Consider the following 20897-nt stretch of genomic DNA (forward strand, 5'->3'; position numbering starts at 1 on the left):
GAGGTGGGGGGCCGTCGTGGTCGGCCGGGCCGGTCAGGCCTGGGCGAACCGCCGCTTCTGGGCCTCGAAGCGATCGCGGATGGCCTGGGGCAGGGACTCGCCGAACCGGCCGAGCCACTGCTCGATGAGCTCGTTCTCCTCGGCCCACTCCTCACGGTCCACCTTGAGGGCGTCCTCGAGGTCCGCGTCGGACACGTCCAGGCCGGTCAGGTCGAGGGACTCGGGGGTGGGGGTGAAGCCGATCGGGGTCTCCTCGGCCTCGGCCTTGCCCTCGAGGCGCTCCACGACCCACTTCAGGACGCGGGAGTTCTCGCCGAAGCCGGGCCAGGCGAAGCCGCCGTCGCGGTTGCGGCGGAACCAGTTGACCAGGTAGATGCGCGGCAGCTTCTCCGGGTCGGCCTTGCCGGACTCCCTGACCCAATGGGCCAGGTAGTCGCCGGCGTCGTAGCCGAGGAACGGCAGCATGGCCATCGGGTCGCGGCGCACGACGCCCACGGCGCCGGCGGCGGCCGCGGTGGTCTCCGAGGAGAGGGTGGCGCCCTTGAGGATGCCGTCCTCCCAGTCGAAGGCCTCGGTCACCAGCGGCACGGTGGTCTTGCGGCGGCCGCCGAACAGGATGGCGTCCAGCTTCACGCCCCGCGGGTCGCGGTACTCGTCGGCCAGCATGTCCGTCTGCTCGATGGGCGTGCAGAACCGGGAGTTCGGGTGGGCGGCCGGGGTGCCGGACTCGGGCGTCCAGTCGTTGCCGCGCCAGTCGGTGAGGTGCTCGGGGACCTCGTCCGTCATGCCCTCCCACCACACGCCGCCGTCGTCGGTGAGGGCGACGTTGGTGAAGATGGAGTTGCCCTTGGAGATCGCGCGCATGGCGTTCGGGTTGGTGGACCAGCCGGTGCCGGGGGCGACGCCGAAGTAGCCGGTCTCCGGGTTGATCACGCGGAACTCGCCGTCCTTGCCGGCGCGGATCCAGGTGATGTCGTCGCCCAGGGTCTCGGCCTTCCAGCCCTCGATCGTGGGGTCGATGAGGGCGAGGTTGGTCTTGCCGCAGGCCGAGGGGAAGGCGCCGGTGATGTGGTAGGACCGGCCCTCGGGGTTGGTCAGCTTGAGGATCAGCATGTGCTCGGCGAGCCAGGCCTCGTCCCGGGCCATCACGGAGGCGATGCGCAGCGCGTAGCACTTCTTGCCGAGCAGGGCGTTGCCGCCGTAGCCGGAGCCGAAGGACCAGATGGAGCGCTCCTCGGGGAAGTGCACGATCCACTTGGTCTCGTTGCACGGCCACGGCACGTCCTGCTCGCCCGGCTCCAGCGGGGCGCCCACGGAGTGCACGGCCGGCACGTAGAAGGCCTGCTCGCGGGACATCTTGTCCAGCACGTCCTGGCCGATGCGGGCCATGATGCGCATCGACAGGACCACGTAGGCGGAGTCGGTGATCTCCACGCCGTACTTCGGGTCCTCGGCGTCGAGGTGGCCCATCACGAACGGGATCACGTACATGGTGCGGCCGCGCATGGCGCCGGTGAACGCGTCGTCGAGGATCCCGTGCATCTTCGCCGGGTCCATCCAGTTGTTGGTGAAGCCGGCGTCCTCCTCCTTCTCGGAGCAGATGAAGGTGCGGTCCTCCACACGGGCGACGTCGGCGGGATCGGAGAACGCGGCGAAGGAGTGGGGGAACCTGTCCTCGGCCAGGCGGGTCAGGGTGCCCGCCGCCACGAGCTCGTCCGCGAGGCGGTCGCGCTCCTCCTCGGAGCCGTCGACCCACTGGACGGAGTCCGGCTGCGTCAGCTCTGCGATCTGAGCGACCCACTCGCGCAGCTGGGCGTAGTCCGTGGGCGCGTCCGCCAGGGCGCGATCCGCGAACGAGGTGGTGGCGTTGTCAGCCATGGTGGAGAGTCCTCCCATTGGGGTCCGGGGCCGTTCCGTCCCGTCCACTCCGATGCGTGCACCGCCGAAGCGCGCACCACATCGTTGTGGCCGCACGGTCCTGCCATGGTACCCGAGCCCGGCTATCATGGCCGCGCCCCCGCCACACCCCCGACACAGACCGCCGCAGACCGTCGATTTGCACTTCGCCGGCGAGGTCCTGTAGTGTTCTACGAGTTCGAGCCGCTCCGGCGGATCGGATGATGCGCCCATAGCTCAGCTGGATAGAGCGTCTGTCTACGGAACAGAAGGTCAGGGGTTCGAATCCCTTTGGGCGCACGATCGGAAGGCCCCGCTCCTGCTGGAGCGGGGCCTTCGTCATGTCGGCGCGCCTCTGCCACGCGCGCCGCCGCGGAGGTCAGCGCCCCGGAACCACGAAGTGCGTCAGGGCGGCGTCGCGGCCGTCGAGCTCGGCCCACGGCTTCTCCACCCGGAACACCTGCATCCCGAGCGTCGGGTAGTGCTCGCTCATGCGCAGCGCCGCGTCCTGGTCCGAGTCCAGGCTCATCAGCCGCATGCCCAGCTCCTGCACCCACGGCATGTGGCCCACCACCAGCAGCCGTCGCGTGGTCTCCTCCGTCTCGTTGACGACGGCCAGGGCCCGCGCCGCGTCGGCGCCGTAGAGCCGCGGGTCCAGGTAGGGCGTGGGTGCCAGCTCGCCCAGGCGCTCGCACACCCACACGCACGTCTGACGGGTGCGCAGCGCATCGGAGCACACGACGGCGTCCGGGACGAGGTCGTGCTCGCGGAGCCAGTCGCCGGCGGCGGGCGCCTGGGCGTGGCCTCGCTCGGCGAGCGGGCGGGCATGGTCGTCGGCCGCGTCGGGCCAGCCGGCCTTGGCGTGCCGGAGGACGATCAGGGTCTTCGCGTCGGCGGTGCTCATGCGGCCAGGCTACGGCGACGGCCCCCGCTCGGGTGAGCGGGGGCCGTCGCCGGACACGGGCGGGCGCGGGTCAGATGCAGTACTCCGGCGCCGCCCACACGACCACCTCGGGGTGGCGGTAGAAGCGGTAGCCCTGGCCGCGCACGGTGCGCACGGTGTTCGCGAGGCGGCCGAGCTTGGCGCGCAGTCGGCGGATGTGCACGTCGATGGTGCGCTCGTTGGGCACCTCGTCGGCGTTGCGCCACAGGGCGTCGAGCAGCTCCTCGCGGCCGACGGTGCGCTCACCGTTCTCCACGAGGTAGTTCAGGAGCTCGAACTCCTTGAAGGTGAGGTTCAGCGACTCGCCGTCCAGCTGCACCTCGCGCCGGGACAGGTCGATCAGCACACCGGGCTGGCGCGTGGACACGGGGGCCGGCGCCTGTGCCAGGTCGGGACTGGCACCGCCCTGCACGGTCGGATCGCCGAGCACCTGGCGCACGACCTCGAGGTCGCGGCCCTCGGCCCCGGCGGGGGCCAGGGCGACGGCGGCGTGCGACTCCGCCCCGGGGACGAGGGACTCCACGTAGTGGCGCAGCTCGTTGGCCAGCCGCGTGAGGGAGGTGCCGGCGGCCGAGGCGGCCAGCTCGTCCATGCCCACGTAGATGACGAACCCGCGGGCCTCGTTCTCCCGGGCCACCGCCTGGGGACCCGGGATGCCGTTCGGCGCCAGGACCGGCGTCGGTGCCGTCTGGGAGTCGGGGGCGTCGGTGCCACCTGCCAGCCGCAGGCCTGCGCGGGCCTGGCCTCGGCGGGACATGCCGTCGGCCCGGCGCTGCGCGTTGCGGACGGAGATGTGCACGTATCCGGCGGACTGACCCATGGCCACCACTCCTCTTTCGGCTCATGGCCCCTCCACCGCTCGGTCGATGCGGCGGACGAGGCGTCACATGACAAGAATGTGACTTCACCGAGGGGACTGGCAAGTAACGTTCGCGCTTTTGTCTCACTATTTGAGAAGAAGAGTCCTGAATGTGTTCAACGTCACTATTCGCGGGCCGGAATAGCGTCGCGCCGCCACTCGGCTCACCCGCGGGACTCTTTTCATTGTTCGACAGGGGAGAGTGCACCGCAGGACCAGTGCGTATGCGGAATATTTATGCAGGCGACTTCCAGGCATTCCATATGACGCCATAATGACGGGTCACAGCGGGCCATGACGTCCACTAAATGGACGACACATTCGCGGCTCCGCTTGACGTCCCCGCCGGAGACGCTCCCGTGAGACGACCACGGTCCCCGCCCGGTGGGGGCGGGAACCGTGGTCGTCTCGCGGCGGACGCGGAGGTCCGATCAGGTCATTCCGCCAGGCCGTAGAGCCGGTCGCCGGCGTCACCGAGGCCGGGGACGATGTAGGACCGCTCGTCCAGGCGCTCGTCGACGGCGGCCAGGTACAGGTCCACCTCGACGTCGCCCAGCGAGGCCTCCAGCCGCTCGATGCCCTCGGGCGCTCCGAGCAGGCAGAGGCACGTGACCCGCGCCGCGCCGCGCTGGTAGAGGAAGCGGATGGCCTCGATCAGCGTGCCTCCCGTGGCCAGCATGGGGTCCAGGACGAACACGTGACGCCCGGACAGGTCGGCCGGCAGCCGCTCCGCGTAGGTGACGATGTCCAGCGTCTCCTCATTGCGGGCCATGCCGAGGAACCCGACCTCGGCGGACGGCGCCATCTTGGTCATCCCCTCCAGCATCCCGAGCCCCGCGCGCAGGATCGGCACGACCAGCGGACGCGGCCGGGCCAGCCGGAAGCCGGTGGTCTCGGTCACCGGGGTCTCGATCCGCACCTCCTCCATGGCCACGTCGCGCGTCGCCTCGTAGGCGAGCAGCATCACGAGCTCCTCCGTGAGCTGCCGGAAGATCATGGACGGGGTCTTCTTGTCCCGCAGGACGCTGAGCTTGTGGGCCACGAGCGGGTGGTCGACGATGTGGACGCGCATGGCGCCCACGGTACCGCCCACGCGCGCCCCTGCGCCCGTCCCCGCGCCCGCGGGGGCGCCGACACCGCCGCTAGGCTGGCCGCGTGTCCGCCCCCGTCCCCTCCCCCGCGCCCACGGCCGAGCAGGAGCACGCGTGGATGGGCCTGGCACTCCGGGCCGCCCGCGTGGCCGGAGCGGCCGGCGACGTGCCGATCGGAGCCGCCCTCGTGGCCGGCGACGGGGCCGTCCTGGCCGTCGTCGGGAACGAGCGCGAGCAGCACCACGACCCCACCGCCCACGCCGAGGTCCTCGCGCTGCGCCGCGGGGCGGAGCTGCGGGCCGCCGCCGGGGCGGGCGACGGCTGGCGCCTGACGGACTGCACCCTCGTGGTGACCCTCGAGCCCTGCCCCATGTGCGCCGGTGCGCTGCTGCTGGCCCGCATCCCGCGCGTCGTGTTCGGGGCGTGGGACCCGAAGGCGGGCGCGTGCGGCTCGGTGCTGGATGTGGTCCGCGACCCCCGCTTCAACCACCAGGTGCAGGTCCGCGCCGGCGTCCGCGCCGAGGAGAGCGCGGCGCTGCTGCGGGGGTTCTTCGCCGCCCAGCGCGACTGAACGCGCCCGTGCCCGACGACGGCGGGCGGCCGGTTTGGGCGCGCCGCCACGGCTCGGGTAGGGTGTCCTGGTCTGGTGACGTGTCCGAGCGGCCGAAGGTGCAGCACTCGAAATGCTGTGTACGGTAACCCCGTACCGTGGGTTCAAATCCCACCGTCACCGCCAGATGTGAAGCCCGGGAGCCTCGTGCTCCCGGGCTTTCGCCATGCCGGGGCAGGGCCGGCCGCCGCCTCAGCGCGGCAGGACGGCGTCCAGGAACGAGGCCACCGCGGACCACGAGATGGTGGCGTGCACGGCGCTGGCCGGCACACCGCTGCGGAGCACCTCCGCGCTGCGGGTCTTCGCGGTCATCATGCCCAGGTCGTGGCCACCCTCGGCCACCGAGTAGAACGCGGTGCGCAGTCCGGCGGCCTCGGCGGCCCGGTACAGCTCGAGGCTCTGCCCCCACGGCACCGTGACGTCCTTGCGCCCGTGGACGACCAGCAGGGGCGGCGAGTCCGGGCGCAGGTGCGCGATCGGGGAGGCCAGCCGGGTCAGGCCGCCCGAGGCCAGGACCGGCACCCCCAGCATGTCCGACTTGGTGCTGCGGTCGTCGAGGTGGCAGTGCTCCAGCCGGTTCGCGCGGTTGTAGTCCGCGCACGCGCCCGGGAGCATCTGGCGGTTCATCGTCAGGAAGTCCGTGGGGCCGAAGAAGTCCACGATCGCCTGGACGCGGTCCTCCTCCGGGATCGCGTGGCCGCCGTCGGGCACCTCCCGGCCGGGCAGCGGCACCTGCTCGCGGTCCAGGTCCTGTCCGCCCGTGAGGCCGGCCATGAGGGCGTTCCAACCGCCCGACGACGAGCCGGCCACGGCCACCCGCCCCGCGTCCAGCTGCAGGCCCGGGGCGTTGCGCCGCACCCAGCGGACCGCCGCCGTCGCGTCCTCCACCTGGGCGGGGAACGTGCCCTGCCTGGAGCTGCGCACCGAGAACGCGGCGACGGCGTAGCCGTGCGGGACCAGGCCGCGGGCGACGTCGACACCGTCGCTGTAGCCGCGATCGCTGCGCCAGCCGGAGCCCGCGTTCCACACGAGGACCGGGAACGGGCCCTGGCCCGGCGGCCGGTACACGTCGATGCGTCCGGCGCGCCCGGGCAGGGCCGCGTACGTGTGCCCGGTGGAGCTGCGCATGTCGTACAGGGCCGGCGCGTTGGCGCCCAGCGGCCCGGCGGTCGCGCCGGCCAGGTCGGTGACGACGGCCACCCCACCCACCGCGAGGGCGCCGACCCCGAGGCCGAGCGCGGCGCGGCGGGACACCCGCGGGGACCGTGCGGTCGACGTCATGGGCCCCTTCCCGTGCGGAGCCAGGCACCCCGCCCCGGCGAGCGTAACCGAGCGGCGGGGGCCGACCCCCGTACCGTGTCCGCGGCCGGTGCGATCATGGGGCCATGTCTGTTCGGGTGCTGGCCATCGGCAAGAAGCATGAGGCGTGGGTCGTCGACGGGATCGACCGCTACGAGCGGCGCCTCAAGAGGCCCTACGACCTCTCGTGGCGTCTGCTGCCGCACTCCGCGCGGCAGGAGGAGGCGGCGCGCACGGAGGAGTCGGACCGGATCCTGGGCGCGGTCGGCGCGGACGAGCACCTGATCCTGCTGGACGAGCGGGGGACGGCGTTCGACTCGCCGGGTCTGGCGCGGCACCTGCAGAGCCGGTTCGACGTCGGCGCCCCGGTGACGATGGTGATCGGAGGCGCGTACGGGGTGGACGCCCGGGTCCACGCCCGCGCGGACCGCGTCTGGTCCCTGTCCCCGCTCGTCTTCCCGCACCAGCTCGTGCGGCTGATCCTGGCGGAGCAGGTCTACCGAGCCCAGGAGATCTCCGCCGGCCGACCGTACCACCACGCATGAGCGGGCCCGCGGAGACCGCAGCGGGCACGGCCACGCCCGCGGCCGACGTCGTCCTGGGCCGGTTCACCGAGCCCACGCGCGCCTGGTTCACGGGCGCGTTCGAGGCCCCGACGCCGGCCCAGCTCGGCGCGTGGGACGCGATCTCCTCCGGGCGGCACGCACTGGTGATCGCGCCGACCGGCTCAGGCAAGACCCTCTCCTCCTTCCTCTGGGCGCTCGACTCGTTCGTGCGCGAGCCCGCCGCCGAGGGGACGGCGGCCACCCGCGTCCTCTACGTCTCGCCGCTGAAGGCGCTCGGCGTGGACGTGGAGCGGAACCTGCGGGCCCCGCTGGTGGGCATCACACAGACCGCCGCACACCAGGGCAGGCCCGTGCCGCGCGTCCGGGTGGGTGTGCGCTCCGGAGACACCCCGGCGGCCGAGCGACGGCGCCTGCAGCAGGATCCGCCGGACATCCTCATCACCACGCCCGAGTCGCTGTACCTCATGCTCACCTCGCAGGCCCGCGCGGCGCTGGCCGGGGTCCGCACGGTGATCGTGGACGAGGTGCACGCCGTGGCCGGGACCAAGCGCGGCGCCCACCTGGCCGTCTCCCTCGAGCGCCTGGACGCCCTGCTGGACGCCCCCGTGCAGCGGATCGGCCTGTCCGCCACGGTCGAGCCGGCCGCCGAGGTGGCCCGGTTCCTCGGCGGCACGCAGCCGGTGACGGTGGTGCGGCCCGCCTCGGCCAAGCGCTGGGACCTGACGGTCACGGTGCCGGTGCCGGACCTGACGGACCTCTCCTCCCCCGCCGCAGCCCACGACCTGGGACCCGGCTCCTCGACGGGCGGGCTCGGCGACGAGGGCGCGGTGACGGGCGGGTCCATCTGGCCGCACGTCGAGGAGCGGATCGTGGACCTGGTGGCCGAGCGGCGTTCCACGCTCGTGTTCGCCAACTCCCGGCGCCTGGCCGAGCGCCTCACCGGCCGGCTCAACGAGATCTGGGAGGCCCGCGCCGAGGCGGCCGCCGCGGCCGAGCACCCGGACGCCGTCCCCGGCTTCCGCACACCGGACCCGACCGGCTTCCACGGCCCCGCCCAGGTGGCCGGGCAGACCGGCACGGGATCGGGCACCGTCTCCGACTTCGCCCGCGCCCACCACGGCTCCGTGTCCAAGGAGCAGCGCGCCATCGTCGAGGAGGCGCTGAAGACCGGCCAGATCCGCTGCGTCGTGGCCACGAGCTCGCTGGAGCTGGGCATCGACATGGGCGCGGTGGACCAGGTGATCCAGGTGGAGTCGCCGCCCTCGGTGGCCTCCGGTCTGCAGCGCGTGGGCCGCGCCGGCCACCAGGTGGGCGAGGTCTCCCGGGGCGTGTTCTTCCCCAAGCACCGGGGCGACCTCGTGGACACCGCCGTCGTGGCCGAGCGCATGACGGCCGGGCGCATCGAGTCGCTGCGGATCCCCGCCAACCCGCTGGACATCCTCGCCCAGCAGACCGTGGCCGCCGTCGCCGTCGCGGACCTGGACGCACAGGAGTGGTTCGACCTCGTGCGCCGGTCCGCGCCGTTCGCGACGCTGCCGTTCTCCGCCTACGAGTCCGTGCTCGACCTGCTGGCCGGCCGCTACCCCTCGGACGAGTTCGCCGAGCTGCGCCCGCGCATCCTGTGGGACCGGGAGAACGGCACGCTCGCCGCCCGCCCCGGCGCCCAGCGCCTCGCGGTCACCTCGGGCGGCACCATCCCGGACCGCGGCCTGTTCGGGGTGTTCCTGGCCTCCGACGGCGGCGCGGATGGCACCCCCGGCGGCGCGGCGGCCGGGGACACGGCCGAGTCGGCGGGCACCGCGTCCGCGGGCTCGGCCCGCTCCGGCGGACGCCGGGTCGGCGAGCTCGACGAGGAGATGGTCTACGAGTCCCGTGTGGGGGACGTCATCCTGCTGGGCGCCACAAGCTGGCGCATCGTGGACATCACCGCGGACCGCGTCCTGGTGCTGCCCGCGTACGGGCAGCCCGGCAAGCTCCCGTTCTGGCGGGGCGACGCCGCGGGCCGGCCGGCGGAGCTGGGCGACGCCGTCGGGCGCTTCCGCCGCGAGCTGGACGCGGACCCCGAGGCCGGCCGCACCCGCCTGGAGGCCGCGGGCCTGGACCCGTGGGCGCAGGACAACCTGCTGGCCTACCTGAAGGACCAGCGCGAGGCCACCGGTGTGCTGCCCACCGAGCAGACGCTCGTGGTGGAGCGGTTCACGGACGAGCTCGGCGACTGGCGCGTCGTGCTGCACTCCCCCTACGGCATGGCGGTGCACGCCCCGTGGGCGCTCGCGGTGGGGGCGCGGCTGGCGCAGCGGTACGGGCTGGAGACCGGCTCGGGCGCGGCGATGGCCGCCGACGACGGGATCGTGCTGCGCATCCCGCTGATGGACGCCGAGCCGCCGGGCGCGGAGCTGTTCGAGTTCACGGCCGAGGAGCTGGACGAGATCGTCACGGCGGAGGTCGGCGGGTCCGCGCTGTTCGCCGCCCGGTTCCGGGAGAACGCGGCCCGGTCCCTGCTGCTGCCGCGCCGTGATCCCGGGCGGCGGACCCCCTTGTGGCAGCAGCGGCAGCGGTCCGCGCAGCTGCTGGACGTGGCACGGAAGCACCCGCGGTTCCCCGTGATCCTGGAGACCGTGCGCGAGGTGCTCCAGGACGTCTACGACCTCCCTGCGCTCAAGGAGCTCGCGGGGCGGGTGTCCTCGCGGGCCGTCCGGCTCGTGGAGGTCACGACGACGGCGCCCTCGCCGTTCAGCCAGTCCATCCTGTTCGGCTACATCGCGCAGTTCATCTACGAGGGCGACTCCCCGCTGGCCGAGCGCCGCGCCGCCGCGCTCTCCCTCGACCCCGCGCTGCTGTCCGAGCTGCTGGGCACGGAGGAGCTGCGCGAGCTGCTCGACGCCGGGGTCATCGCGGAGGTCGAGGCCCAGCTGCAGCGGCTCGCGCCCGACCGGCGCGCCCGCGGAGTCGAGGGCGTGGCGGACCTGCTGCGCCTGCTGGGACCGCTGTCCGTGGCGGAGGCCGCGCGGCGCACACGGGCCGAGGGGGAGGCGGAGGAGGCCGCGGACGAGGCCGCCGTCGCCGGGATGCTGGTGGAGCTCGAGCGCGCCGGCCGCGCATTCCGCCTGCGCCAGGACGGGGTCGAGCGGTTTGCCGCCGTCGAGGACGCCGCCCGCCTGCGGGACGCGCTCGGCACGCCGATCCCGCACGGAGTGCCCACCGCATTCCTCGATCCGGTCGACGACCCGCTCGGGGACCTCGTGGGCCGCTACGCCCGCACCCACGGCCCCTTCACCGCCGCCGAGGCGGGGGCCGCGCTGGGGCTGGGGGGCGCCGTCGTGCTCTCGGTGCTGCAGCGCCTGGCCACCGAGCGCCGCGTGAGCACGGGCGCGTTCCGGCCGGAGGGCACTCCCGGGGCCACCGGCCTGGACGCCGAGTGGTGCGACGCCGAGGTGCTGCGGCGGATCCGCATGCGCTCCCTCGCCGCGCTGCGCGCCGAGGTCGAGCCGGTGGACCAGGCCGCCTACGCCCGGTTCCTCGCCGACTGGCAGCACCTGCGGCCGCGGGCGGGGCGCGACGGGGCCTGGCGGCCGCCGGCCACGCTCGAGGGCGTGGACGGGGTGGCCACCGTCCTGGACCAGCTGGCCGGCACGCCCCTGCCCGCGAGCGCGTGGGAGTCCCTCGTGCTGCCCGCCCGCGTGCGGGACTACGCCCCCGCCCTGCTCGACGAGCTGCTGGCCACGGGCGAATACGTGTGGTCGGGCGTCGGGGAGGCCACCGGCAACGACGGCTGGGTGGCCCTGCACCCCGCCGACGCCGTGGACCTCACGCTGCGCCGGCCCGAGCCCGCGGAGGAGACGCCGGCCGACGCCGCCCTGCGCGCGGCCGTGCTCGAGGTGCTCGCCGGCGGCGGGGCCTGGTTCTTCCCCCAGCTCGTGGAGCGGGTGCGGGCGGTGCAGGCGGCGGGCGGCGACGCGGGTGGCGCAGGCGGGGCGGGCGGCCCCGACCCGCACCGCGACCCGGCCGACCTGGCCCGCGGCCCCGCGGTGCTGGGCGCGCTGTGGGGCCTGGTGTGGGACGGCCGGGTCGGCAACGACACGTTCGCCCCCGTCCGCGGCCTGCTCTCGCTCGGCAAGACCGCGCACCGCACCGGCCGGCAGACGCCGCGGGCCCGCACCGCGCGGACGGGCGGGGCCGCGGGGGCGGCGGCCGGGCGCGGGCTCGGCGGGCGGCTGGCCGGGGTGCGCGGGCGTGGCCGGTACGCGGGGCTCACCTCGCCCGAGGGCGGCGCCCGGGGCTCGGCCGGCCTCACGGCGGGGACCGTCGGGCTCTCGGCCGCGGAGCAGGCCCGCTCGGCCGGCCGCTGGTCCCTGCTGCCCGCCGCTGAGCAGGACCCCACGATCCGCGCCCACGCGACCGCCGAGCTGCTGCTGGACCGGTACGGCGTGATCACGCGCGGCTCCGTGGTGGCCGAGGAGGTCCCCGGCGGGTTCGCGGGGCAGTACCGGCTGCTCACCCGGATGGAGGATGCGGGCCAGGTGCGCCGCGGCCACTTCGTCGACGGGCTGGGCGGCGCGCAGTTCTCCACCGGCGCGGTGGTGGATCGGCTGCGCGGGTTCCAGCGGGACGAGGAGGACGCCGCCGTCGACGCCGCCCCCCTCGCCCTCGCCCTGGCCGCGACGGATCCGGCGAATCCCTACGGCGCCGCGCTGGACTGGCCATCCGTGCCGGCCGGGCCGGACGGCGTCGTGCCCACGGGCCACCGCCCGGGTCGGAAGGCGGGCGCCGTCGTCGTGCTGATCGCGGGGCGGCTGGCGCTCTACATGGAGCGCGGCGGGCGCACGCTGCTCGCGTTCACGGAGGAGCCGGGTGAGCTGCGGGCCGCGGCGGAGGCGCTCGTGTGGGCGCTGCGGACCGGCCGGACCGAGCGGCTGAGCCTGGAGAAGGTCAACGGCGGGCCCGTGCTTGGCACGCCGCTGGCCGAGGCGCTGCTGGCCGCGGGGTTCTACTCGAGCCCGTCGGGCATCCGGTTCCGGAACTGAGAACCCACGCCCGTCCGCCCGTCCGCAACGCGGGTTGAGTTGTCACGGGTCCCGCCGTCGAACACCCGCGACAACTCAACCCGCGTTGCCCGGGGTGGCCCTGTCGCGGAGGCGGGGCCCGGGGGTAGGTTCGGCCCATGAGCATCGACGCCGCCCCGCCCGAGGACGGGGGCACCGCCCCCACGGGCACCTCCCCGGCCCCCGAGGCCCTCGAGGACGCCCTGCCGCACCCCTCGGACCCCTCCGTCACCCCGTTCCTCCTGTTCGAGGGTGACGCCGGTGCGGCCATGGACGCCTACCTCACCGCGTTCGTGGAATACCTGCCGGTCACCGAGGTCCGCCGCAACCTCTTCGACGACTCCTCCCCGCGCGGCGCCGCATGGGCGGGCAAGGTCCTGCACGGCGAGCTCGAGATCGCCGGCCAGCGGCTGCGCTTCTTCGACTCCTTCACCCCGCACGGCTTCTCATTCACCCCGGCCATCAGCCTGTTCGTCGAGCTGCCGGACGCCACCGCGGTGGACGCGATCCACGACGCGCTCCTCGCCGGCGGCGGCCGTGACTACATGCCGCCCGACGACTACGGCTTCTCCCGCCGCTTCGCGTGGGTCGGGGACCGCTTCGGCGTGACCTGGCAGCTCAACGCGGCCTGAGCCGGTGACGGCCCGTGCCTGAAGGCGACTCCCTCGTCCGCGTCGCGCACCGGATCCGCCCCGTGCTCGAGGGCCGGCCCCTGACGCACGCGGATCTGCGCGTGCCCCGCCACGCGACCGCGGACCTGATCGGCTGGACGGTGGCCGAGGTCCTGCCGCGCGCCAAGTACCTGCTGATGCGGCTGACCCCGCCCGCGGCCCGCCCCGGGGCCCGGCCGCTCACGCTCATCTCGCACCTGAAGATGGAGGGGCGCTGGCTCGTCTCGGCCCTCGACGCGCGGTGGGGCGCCCCCGCCTGGCAGGTGCGGGCGGTGCTGGAGACGGCGGAGCACCGCGTGCTCGGCGCCCAGCTGGGCCTGCTCACCCTCGTGCCCACCGCCGACGAGGCCACCGTCCTCGGCCATCTCGGCCCCGACCTGCTGGACCCGGCCTGGGACACGCCCGACGAGGGCGCCGCGCTGCTCGCCGAGGGCGTGCGGCGGCTCACGGCCCGGCCCGAGCGGCCGGTCGGCCTGGCCCTGCTCGACCAGCGGCTCGTCTCCGGGATCGGCAACATCTACCGCTGCGAGACCCTCCTGCTGGCCGGCATCGACCCGCACCGGCCGATCGGCGAGGTCGACGACGTCGCCGGACTCGTGCTGCTCGCCCGGGACCTGCTGCGCGCCAACGTCCCGCCCGCCGCCCCCGCCGCGGGCGCCCGGCGCCGGACCACGGGCGTGCGTCCGAACCCGGCGCGACCCTTCGGGGTCGAGGTGCTGGTCCCGGCCGGTCCGTCACCCGACACGGCACCCGGCCGGACGCCCGGCGCGCGTGGCGGGGGGACGCCGTCGTACTGGGTCTACGGGCACGACCGCACCCCGTGCCTGCGCTGCCGCGGCCCCGTCCGCCAGGAGGACTACGGCTCCCCCGAGGACGATGCGCGGCGGCTGTGGTGGTGCCCGCACTGCCAGCGCTGAGCCGGACGCGCCCCAACGGTGGCCGCGTGTCGTCCCCGTTCCCTACGCTGAACCCGCCCCCGACCCGAGGAGAAGTCATGGCCGACCCGTTCCCGAAGGACCCGGAGGGCGCCGTCGTCGCGCTCGTGCTGGCCGGCGGCACCGGCGGCCGCCTCATGCCGCTCACCGCGGCCCGCGCCAAGCCGATGGTGCCGCTGGCGGGCCAGTACCGGCTGATCGACGTCGTCCTGTCCAACCTGGCCCACTCGCGCCTGCGGGACGTGTGGGTCGTGGAGCAGTACCGCCCCTTCACGCTCAACCAGCACCTGGCCGGCGGCCGGCCGTGGGATCTCGACGGCACCCGCCACGGCCTGCGGCTCCTGCCCCCCGCGCAGGGCCGCGCCGAGGAGGGCTTCGCCCGCGGCAACGGCCACGCGATCGCCCAGCAGCTGCCGCTGCTGGAGCAGTTCGGCGCCGAGACCGTCGTCGTGCTCTCCGCCGATCACCTGTACCAGCTGGACCTGCGCCCCGTGCTGGCCGAGCACACCCGCTCCGGCGCCGAGCTCACCGTGGTCACCACCGAGACGGACGAGGACCCCTCGCGCTTCGGCGTCGTCCAGGTGGACGACGACGGCGCCGTGACCGACTACGCCTACAAGCCGGAGGACCCGGCGGGCACACTCGTGGCCACCGAGGTGTTCGTGTTCGACGTCGCCGCGCTCTCCGAGGTGGTCGGCGACCTCGTGGCGGGCGAGGACGAGGCGGCCACCAAGGACGAGGGCGAGACCGATGAGGACGGCGACCCCGTGGGCTCCTCCCTCGGCGACTACGGGGAGAGCATCATCCCGGCGTTCGTGGCGCGGGGACGCGTGCGGGAGCACCGCCTCGTCGGGTACTGGCGGGACATCGGCACCCTGGACGCGTACGTCCGCGCCCACCGGGAGATCCTCGACGGCACCGGCCTGGACGTCGCCGCCGAGGGCTGGCCGCTGATCACCAACCCCCACCAGGCGCCGCCGGCGTGGGTGGCCCCGGACGCCCGCGTCTCCGGCTCGCTGCTCAGCCCGGGCTGCCGGATCGAGGGCGAGGTGACCGACTCGGTCGTGGGCCCCAGCGTGGTGGTCGAGGCCGGCGCCGTGGTGCGCGGGAGCATCCTGCTGGGCGAGTGCACGGTGCCCTCGGGCGCGGTGCTGGACACGGTGATCGCCGACGTCGGCGCCGCCATCCCGGCCGAGGGCGCCACGGGGCGCGCGGAGCCGGCCGACGAGGTCGTGGTCCTCGAGCCGGGCGAGCGCGGGCCCGCCTCCTCGGACGAGACCACCGGTTCGGGCGCCCCCGTCAGGGACTGATCGGCCGCGCCCTCCGGACCGGCCCGCCGGCCCGGTCTGCGGCGAGCACGGCCAGCTCCAGCATCAGGCGTCCCCGCGGGTCCTGCAGGCTGCACCCCGTCAGCTCCACCAGGCGCTTGGTGCGGTAGATGACGGTGTTGCGGTGGCAGATCAGGTCCTCCGCGGCGAGGGTCGCGGAGCCCGAGCGGCGCAGCAGCGCCCGCAGGGTCTCCATCAGAGTGGCGCGCTGGTCCGCGGGCAGCGCCCGGAGCGGTCCCAGCACCTCCTCCACCAGCAGCGCGGCGACCTCCGGGCTGGACTCCAGCAGCACCTCCGGCAGCCGATGGGAGGCCCAGGCGAGCCGCCGCTCGCCCGGCGGGAGCGTGTGCGCCGCCCGCGTCGCCAGCCGGAACGCCGCCGCCGTCTCGGGGATCCCCTGCCGGGCCCAGGCCACTCCCACCTGGCCCTCGACCAGCGGGCCCAGCGCCTCCGTGAGCCATTCCTCGTCCGTCGAGGGAGGCTCGACGACACCGTAGAGCGCCCCCTCGCGCACAGCCCAGCGGGACGTCGCCCCGAGTCGCCCCATGCGGTCCTCGGGGTGATGGAGCACGTCGCTCCCCGGGTCCTCGGCGAGGGCGACGACGCAGGCGAGGGGGGCGGTCGCCCGGACGCCCAGGATCTCCTCGGCCTGCTCCGCGTAGACGGGGTCCGCGCCCTTCCCCTCCAGCAGCCCGGCCAGGCAGTCCTCCTGACGGCGCAGGTCGCGCAGGGTGAGGCGCGCGGTCTCCCGCCGGTAGGCGGCGCTGAGGACCTCGCCCGTGACGCTCAGGTCCTCCCACAGCCGGCGCCCCGCCTCGAGGAGCTCCTCGGTCGTGATGTCGAGCCTGCCCTCGCGGACCCGCCGTCCCAGCTCCTCCCAGAGCAGCCGGTTGCCCGAGGTGTAGGTGGAGATCACGGTCTCCAGGGGCACCCCCTGGCGGGCGCGCTCGACGCCGGTGGCCCGCCACGTGTCGACCAGGCGCCCTCCCGCGCCCTCCCCGGAGGGCACGCCGGCCAGGCCCCGCAGGCCCCGACGGACGTGCTCCCGCGTGCTACGACGCAGCCTGGCCCGCAGCTCCGGCGTGGACCACGCCCCGCCCTGGTCGCCGCCCAGCGTGGCGGCGGCGATCTCGTCGGCGATCCGGTCGGCGTCCTCCAGCAGCGCCGACCAGGCCTCCCGCAGACGGCGCTCCGCGTCCCCGGACTCCTCGGGGACCCCTGCCTCCTGCACCATGCCGTCCTCCTCGCCGCCCCCGCCGGCGGCGTCCGGCCGGGCGGGACTCGTGTCCTGGCTGCACAACCGACTCTGTGCTCCGTGCCCATAGTGCCACTGTGGCGCCGGTCATACGGTGGGCGGAGACCTCGTCCGCACCCGGACCCATCCCACCCGAGCCCCCCCAGAGGAGCCGACATGAGCGAGACCCGCTCGGGCGTCCTGCCCGACCACGACATCTACCTCCTCGACGACGAGCTGACGGAGGAGCAGCGCGAGGTGCGCGACCGCGTCCGCGCGTTCGTCGACGCCGAGCTCATGCCCGTCATCAACGACTACTGGGAGCGCGCCGAGTTCCCGTTCGAGCTCGTGCCCAAGCTGGCGGAGCTGAACGTGGCGGGCACCGTCATCGAGGGGTACGGCTGCCCCGGCATGAGCCGCATGGCCGGAGCCCTGGTGTCGATGGAGCTGGCCCGCGGGGACGGATCCTTCAACACCTTCTTCGGGGTGCACTCCGGGCTGGCGATGGGCTCGATCAACGCTTTCGGCTCGGACGAGCAGAAGGAGCGCTGGCTGCCCCGGATGGCCCGGATGGAGATGATCGGCGCCTTCGCGCTCACCGAGCCCGACCACGGGTCCGACTCGGTGGCCCTCGAGACCACCGCCCGCCGAGAGGGCGACACCTGGGTGCTCGACGGCGCGAAGCGCTGGATCGGCAACGCCTCCTACGCCCACGTCATCGTCATCTACGCCCGCGACGTGGCCGACGGCCAGGTGAAGGCGTTCGTGCTGGAGCGGGAGCCGGACACGGAGTTCCCCGCCGGCTTCGAGCCGACCGTGATCACCGGCAAGATCGGCAAGCGCGCGATCCTCCAGCCGGACATCGTGATCTCCGGCCTGCGCATCCCCGAGGCGGACCGGCTCCCCGGTTGCTCCTCCTTCAAGGACGTCAACCGCGTCCTGAGCACGACCCGCGGCGGCGTGGCCGTCGAGACGCTCGGCCACGCCGTCGCCGCGTACGAGGCCGCCGTCGCCTACGCCGGGCAGCGCGTCCAGTTCGGCAAGCCGATCGCCGGCCACCAGCTGGTCCAGGGGCAGCTGGCCACCATGCTGGCCGACGTCACCAACATCAAGCTCACGTGCTTCCGCCTCCTGGAGCTGCAGGACCAGGGTCGCCTGACCGGCCCGATGGCCTCGCTCGCGAAGATGTCGGCCGCGCGCCAGGCCCGCCGGGTGACCTCCATGGCCCGGGACATCCTGGGAGGGAACGGGCTGCTGCTGGAGAACCACGTCGCCCGCCATCTGACGGACATGGAGGTCGTCTACACTTACGAGGGCACCGACTCCATGCAGTCGCTGATCGTCGGCCGCGCCATCACCGGCGTGTCGGCCTTCGCCTGAGACCTCCCCGCCCTCTCCCCGCCCCCCTTCCCGAAGGAGCACCACCATGCCTGAAGCCGTCATCGTCTCCGCCGTCCGCTCCCCCATCGGCCGCGCCCGCAAGGGGTCCCTCCGCGACCTGCGCGCCGACGACATGGCCGCCCAGATGGTCACCGCCGCCCTGGACCGGGTCCCCGAGCTGGACCGCGCCGAGGTCGAGGACCTCATCCTGGGCTGCGGCGCCCCCGGCGGGGAGCAGGGCGGCAACCTCGGCCGCGTGGTCGCGGTCTTGGCCGGCCTGCCCTCCGTGCCCGGCACCACCATCACCCGCTTCTGCTCATCCAGCCTGCAGTCCACCCGCATGGCGTTCCACGCCATCCGCGCCGGGGAGGGGGACGTGTTCGTCTCCGCCGGCGTCGAGTCGGCCAGCCGGCTGGACCGCGGCGCCTCCGACGAGGACACCCGCAACCCGGCGTTCCGCTCCGCGTGGGAGCGCTCGGCCCGCCGGGCCGAGGGCGACGCCCCCGTGTGGACGGACCCCGCCGAGGAGGGCGAGCTGCCGGACGTCTACATCGCCATGGGCCAGACGGCTGAGAACGTGGCGCAGCTGCGTGGCGTCTCCCGCCAGGCCCAGGACGAGTACGCCGTGCGCTCCCAGCAGCTCACGGAGAAGTCCCAGGCCTCCGGCTTCTGGGACCGGGAGATCTCCCCGCTCGTCCTGCCCGACGGCATCCGGGTCACCCGGGACGACAGCCCGCGCGCGGGCACCACGCTCGAGGCCGTTTCCCAGCTGAACCCCGTCTTCCGGCCCGACGGCACCGTCACCGCCGGCAACGCCTGCCCCCTCAACGACGGCGCCGCGGCGCTCGTCGTCATGAGCGACACTCGCGCCGCCGAGCTGGGGCTGACCCCGCTCGCCCGGATCGTGTCCACGGGCCTCTCCGCCCTCTCTCCCGAGATCATGGGCCTGGGCCCCGTGGAGGCGTCCCGGCAGGCGCTGGCGCGGGCCGGGATGAGCATCGACGACGTCGACCTCGTGGAGATCAACGAGGCGTTCGCGGCGCAGGTGCTCCCCTCCGCCGAGGACCTGGGGATCCCCCTGGACAAGCTCAACGTCAACGGCGGGGCAATCGCGCTGGGCCATCCCTGGGGTATGACCGGAGCCCGGATCACCGCCACCCTGCTGAACTCGCTGCGCGAGCACGACAAGCACATCGGCCTCGAGACCATGTGCGTCGGCGGCGGCCAGGGCATGGCGATGGTCATCGAGCGCCTGTCCTGAGTCCTTCCCGCCCCGTCCGCACCCGCACCCGCACCGACCCTCCCGGAGGAACCCCATGACCGAGCCCCGCATCGCCGTCGTCACCGGAGCCGCGCGCGGCATCGGCGCCGCCCTGGCCCGACGCATGGCGGAGGACGGCTTCGCCGTCGCCGCCGTCGACCTCTCGGCCGAGGCGTGCGCCGACGTCGTCGGGCAGATCGAGGAGGCCGGCGGGACGGCCCGCGCCTTCGCCGCCGACGTCGCCCGGGAGGAGTCGGTCGCCCAGGTGATGGACGCCGTCGTCGCCGAGCTGGGTGCGCCCGCCGTGCTGATCAACAACGCGGGCGTGCTCCGGGACAACCTGCTGTTCAAGATGAGCGCCCAGGACTGGGACACGGTGATGGACGTGCACCTGCGCGGGCACTTCCTCATGACCCGCGCCGCCCAGCGCCATATGACGGAGCAGGGGTGGGGGCGGATCGTGAACATCTCCTCCACGTCCGCGCTGGGCAACCGGGGGCAGGCGAACTACGCCGCGGCCAAGGCCGGGATCCAGGGCTTCACCAAGTCCGTCGCTATCGAGCTGGGCCGCTTCGGGATCACGGTGAACGCCATCGCGCCGGGCCTGATCGAGACGGACATGACCCGGGCCACCGCCGAGCGGATCGGCGTCCCCTACGAGACGTACGTGGCCAAGGCGGCGGAGCAGATCCCCGTCGCCCGCACCGGCACCCCCGAGGACATCGCCGCCGCGGCCTCCTTCTTCGCCCGCCAGGAGGCCTCCTTCATCTCGGGCCAGGTCCTCTACGTGGCCGGCGGACCCAAGGCCTGAGCCCCCCACGAGGAGAACGCCATGCAGACCTTCGACGGACTGGACGAGTTCGAGCGGGCCGTGGGCACCCACCTGGGCCACAGCCGCTGGCGCACCGTCACCCAGGAGCAGGTGGACCTGTTCGCGGACACGACCGACGACCACCAGTGGATCCACGTGGACCCCGAGCGGGCGGCCCGGGGACCCTTCGGCTCGACGGTCGCCCACGGCTTCCTCACCCTCGCGCTGCTGCCCTCGATGGTGCGGGAGATCTACCGGGTGGAGGGGATGGCCATGGTCGTCAACTACGGATCGGACCGGGTCCGCTTCCCCCATCCGACCCCCGTCGGCGCGCGCATCCGCGCCGGCGCCGAGCTCACCCGCCTGGACCGCGGCCCCCAGGGGGCGCTGGCCATGGTGACCACCACCGTGGAGATCGAGGGAGTGGCGAAGCCGGCCTGCGTGTCGGACTCGCTCTTCCTCCTCCGCCCGGGAAAGGACGCGTCATGACGTTCAACATCTCCGTGCTCCTGCGCGAGAGCGCCGCCGAGCACCCGGACCGCCCCTGCGTGATCCTGGGCGACCGTGCCTGGATCTACGCGGAGGTGGACGCCGCCGCCGACCTGGTGGCCGCGAACCTCAGCGGGCTGGGCCTGGCCCCGGGCACCTCGGTGGCGGTGCAGCTCCCGGACATCCCGCAGTTCCTGTTCGCCTACTTCGGCCTCGTCCGTGCCGGCTTCGTCATGGTCCCCCTCAACCCCCTGCTGACGCCGCGCGAGATCGCCCATCACCTGTCCGACTCGGACACGGCCGTGCTCATCACCGTGGATACGGCGGCCGAGGCGGCGGTCAAGGGCGCGGCCCAGGCGGGCGGGTCCGACGGCGGTCCGACGGTGTACGTGGTCTCCACGGGCGCCGGGGAGCGGCCCGCGGGGACCCGGGACTTCGCGGAGCTGCTGGCCCCCGGCCCCTCGGTGGACATGGCCCCCACC

The 20897-nt window shown here is 74.3% G+C and carries 16 protein-coding genes, 2 tRNA genes and 1 pseudogene; 13 read left to right on the plus strand and 6 right to left on the minus strand.

Annotated features, from left to right (window positions below):
- Positions 1-33 precede the first annotated feature (33 nt).
- A complete protein-coding gene (locus KVS67_RS05065; protein WP_206481583.1) occupies positions 34-1878 on the minus strand; it encodes a phosphoenolpyruvate carboxykinase (GTP) in 1845 nt (614 codons plus the stop codon).
- A 244-nt stretch (positions 1879-2122) separates the two neighbouring features.
- Between KVS67_RS05065 and KVS67_RS05070 the strand changes: the two genes are divergently transcribed.
- A tRNA-Arg gene (locus KVS67_RS05070) sits at positions 2123-2196 on the plus strand.
- Positions 2197-2275: 79 nt separating this feature from the next.
- Here the strand turns inward: KVS67_RS05070 and KVS67_RS05075 are convergent.
- The 3 genes from KVS67_RS05075 to upp form a co-directional block, all read right to left on the minus strand.
- The gene (locus tag KVS67_RS05075) at positions 2276-2800 is read right to left on the minus strand and encodes a histidine phosphatase family protein (protein WP_002854135.1); all 525 of its coding nucleotides are present in this window, start codon (positions 2798-2800) and stop codon (positions 2276-2278) included.
- Positions 2801-2870: 70 nt separating this feature from the next.
- Entirely contained in the window at positions 2871-3659 is a 789-nt protein-coding gene (locus KVS67_RS05080; protein ID WP_036341497.1) for a winged helix-turn-helix domain-containing protein, read from the minus strand.
- Between the two features lie 475 nt (positions 3660-4134).
- The gene (gene upp / locus KVS67_RS05085) at positions 4135-4770 is read right to left on the minus strand and encodes a uracil phosphoribosyltransferase (RefSeq protein ID WP_010079486.1); all 636 of its coding nucleotides are present in this window, start codon (positions 4768-4770) and stop codon (positions 4135-4137) included.
- Positions 4771-4853: 83 nt separating this feature from the next.
- On the opposite strand from upp, the gene KVS67_RS05090 reads away from it, so the two are divergent.
- Both KVS67_RS05090 and KVS67_RS05095 read left to right on the plus strand, forming a co-directional pair.
- Positions 4854-5360 carry a nucleoside deaminase gene (locus tag KVS67_RS05090; protein ID WP_206481588.1) on the plus strand — a complete coding sequence of 169 codons (507 nt, stop codon included), beginning with the start codon at positions 4854-4856 and terminating at the stop codon, positions 5358-5360.
- 74 nt (positions 5361-5434) lie between these two features.
- Positions 5435-5525 (plus strand) — tRNA-Ser (locus KVS67_RS05095).
- Positions 5526-5591: 66 nt separating this feature from the next.
- Here KVS67_RS05095 and KVS67_RS14335 read toward each other — a convergent pair.
- The gene (locus KVS67_RS14335; protein ID WP_206481589.1) at positions 5592-6680 is read right to left on the minus strand and encodes an alpha/beta hydrolase; all 1089 of its coding nucleotides are present in this window, start codon (positions 6678-6680) and stop codon (positions 5592-5594) included.
- Positions 6681-6784: 104 nt separating this feature from the next.
- Here KVS67_RS14335 and KVS67_RS05105 point away from each other — a divergent pair, with 104 nt between their 5' ends.
- The 5 genes from KVS67_RS05105 (at position 6785) to KVS67_RS05125 (ending at position 15222) form a co-directional block, all read left to right on the plus strand.
- Positions 6785-7243: a 23S rRNA (pseudouridine(1915)-N(3))-methyltransferase RlmH gene (locus tag KVS67_RS05105; protein WP_169577790.1), complete on the plus strand. Its 459-nt coding sequence runs from the start codon at positions 6785-6787 to the stop codon at positions 7241-7243.
- Positions 7240-12288, plus strand: a complete 5049-nt coding sequence (locus KVS67_RS05110) for an ATP-dependent helicase (RefSeq protein WP_217564886.1) — start codon at positions 7240-7242, stop codon at positions 12286-12288. Before KVS67_RS05105 ends, KVS67_RS05110 begins: the two co-directional genes overlap by 4 nt.
- A 137-nt stretch (positions 12289-12425) precedes the next feature.
- Positions 12426-12938: a VOC family protein gene (locus KVS67_RS05115; RefSeq protein ID WP_063189922.1), complete on the plus strand. Its 513-nt coding sequence runs from the start codon at positions 12426-12428 to the stop codon at positions 12936-12938.
- A gap of 14 nt (positions 12939-12952) precedes the next feature.
- Positions 12953-13894 (plus strand): DNA-formamidopyrimidine glycosylase family protein, encoded by a 942-nt coding sequence (locus KVS67_RS14395; RefSeq protein WP_063189924.1) that lies wholly within the window; start codon positions 12953-12955, stop codon positions 13892-13894.
- A 77-nt stretch (positions 13895-13971) separates the two neighbouring features.
- A complete protein-coding gene (locus KVS67_RS05125; RefSeq protein ID WP_217564888.1) occupies positions 13972-15222 on the plus strand; it encodes a glucose-1-phosphate adenylyltransferase family protein in 1251 nt (416 codons plus the stop codon).
- Here the strand turns inward: KVS67_RS05125 and KVS67_RS05130 are convergent.
- On the minus strand, positions 15212-16474 hold the full coding sequence (locus tag KVS67_RS05130; RefSeq protein ID WP_020627988.1) for a CdaR family transcriptional regulator: 1263 nt from the start codon (positions 16472-16474) through the stop codon (positions 15212-15214). The genes KVS67_RS05125 and KVS67_RS05130 overlap by 11 nt on opposite strands.
- Before the next feature lie 177 nt (positions 16475-16651).
- Between KVS67_RS05130 and KVS67_RS05135 the strand changes: the two genes are divergently transcribed.
- From KVS67_RS05135 to KVS67_RS14340, 5 genes and pseudogenes are all read left to right on the plus strand, one after another.
- Positions 16652-17854, plus strand: coding sequence for an acyl-CoA dehydrogenase family protein (locus KVS67_RS05135; protein WP_036316076.1), 1203 nt, complete (start codon positions 16652-16654; stop codon positions 17852-17854).
- 46 nt (positions 17855-17900) lie between these two features.
- Positions 17901-19115: an acetyl-CoA C-acetyltransferase gene (locus KVS67_RS05140; RefSeq protein ID WP_020625412.1), complete on the plus strand. Its 1215-nt coding sequence runs from the start codon at positions 17901-17903 to the stop codon at positions 19113-19115.
- Positions 19116-19170: 55 nt separating this feature from the next.
- Positions 19171-19926 carry a 3-oxoacyl-ACP reductase FabG gene (fabG, locus tag KVS67_RS05145; protein ID WP_020625413.1) on the plus strand — a complete coding sequence of 252 codons (756 nt, stop codon included), beginning with the start codon at positions 19171-19173 and terminating at the stop codon, positions 19924-19926.
- Between the two features lie 21 nt (positions 19927-19947).
- The gene (locus KVS67_RS05150; protein WP_020625414.1) at positions 19948-20415 is read left to right on the plus strand and encodes a MaoC family dehydratase; all 468 of its coding nucleotides are present in this window, start codon (positions 19948-19950) and stop codon (positions 20413-20415) included.
- Positions 20412-20888: pseudogene (locus KVS67_RS14340) on the plus strand (AMP-binding protein); the annotation flags it as partial. The gene KVS67_RS05150 and the pseudogene KVS67_RS14340, both read left to right, overlap by 4 nt.
- Positions 20889-20897 lie beyond the last annotated feature (9 nt).

Origin of the sequence: Micrococcus sp. GbtcB5 (assembly GCF_019091605.1) — a bacterium.
GTDB classification, from domain to species: Bacteria; Actinomycetota; Actinomycetes; order Actinomycetales; family Micrococcaceae; genus Micrococcus; species Micrococcus luteus.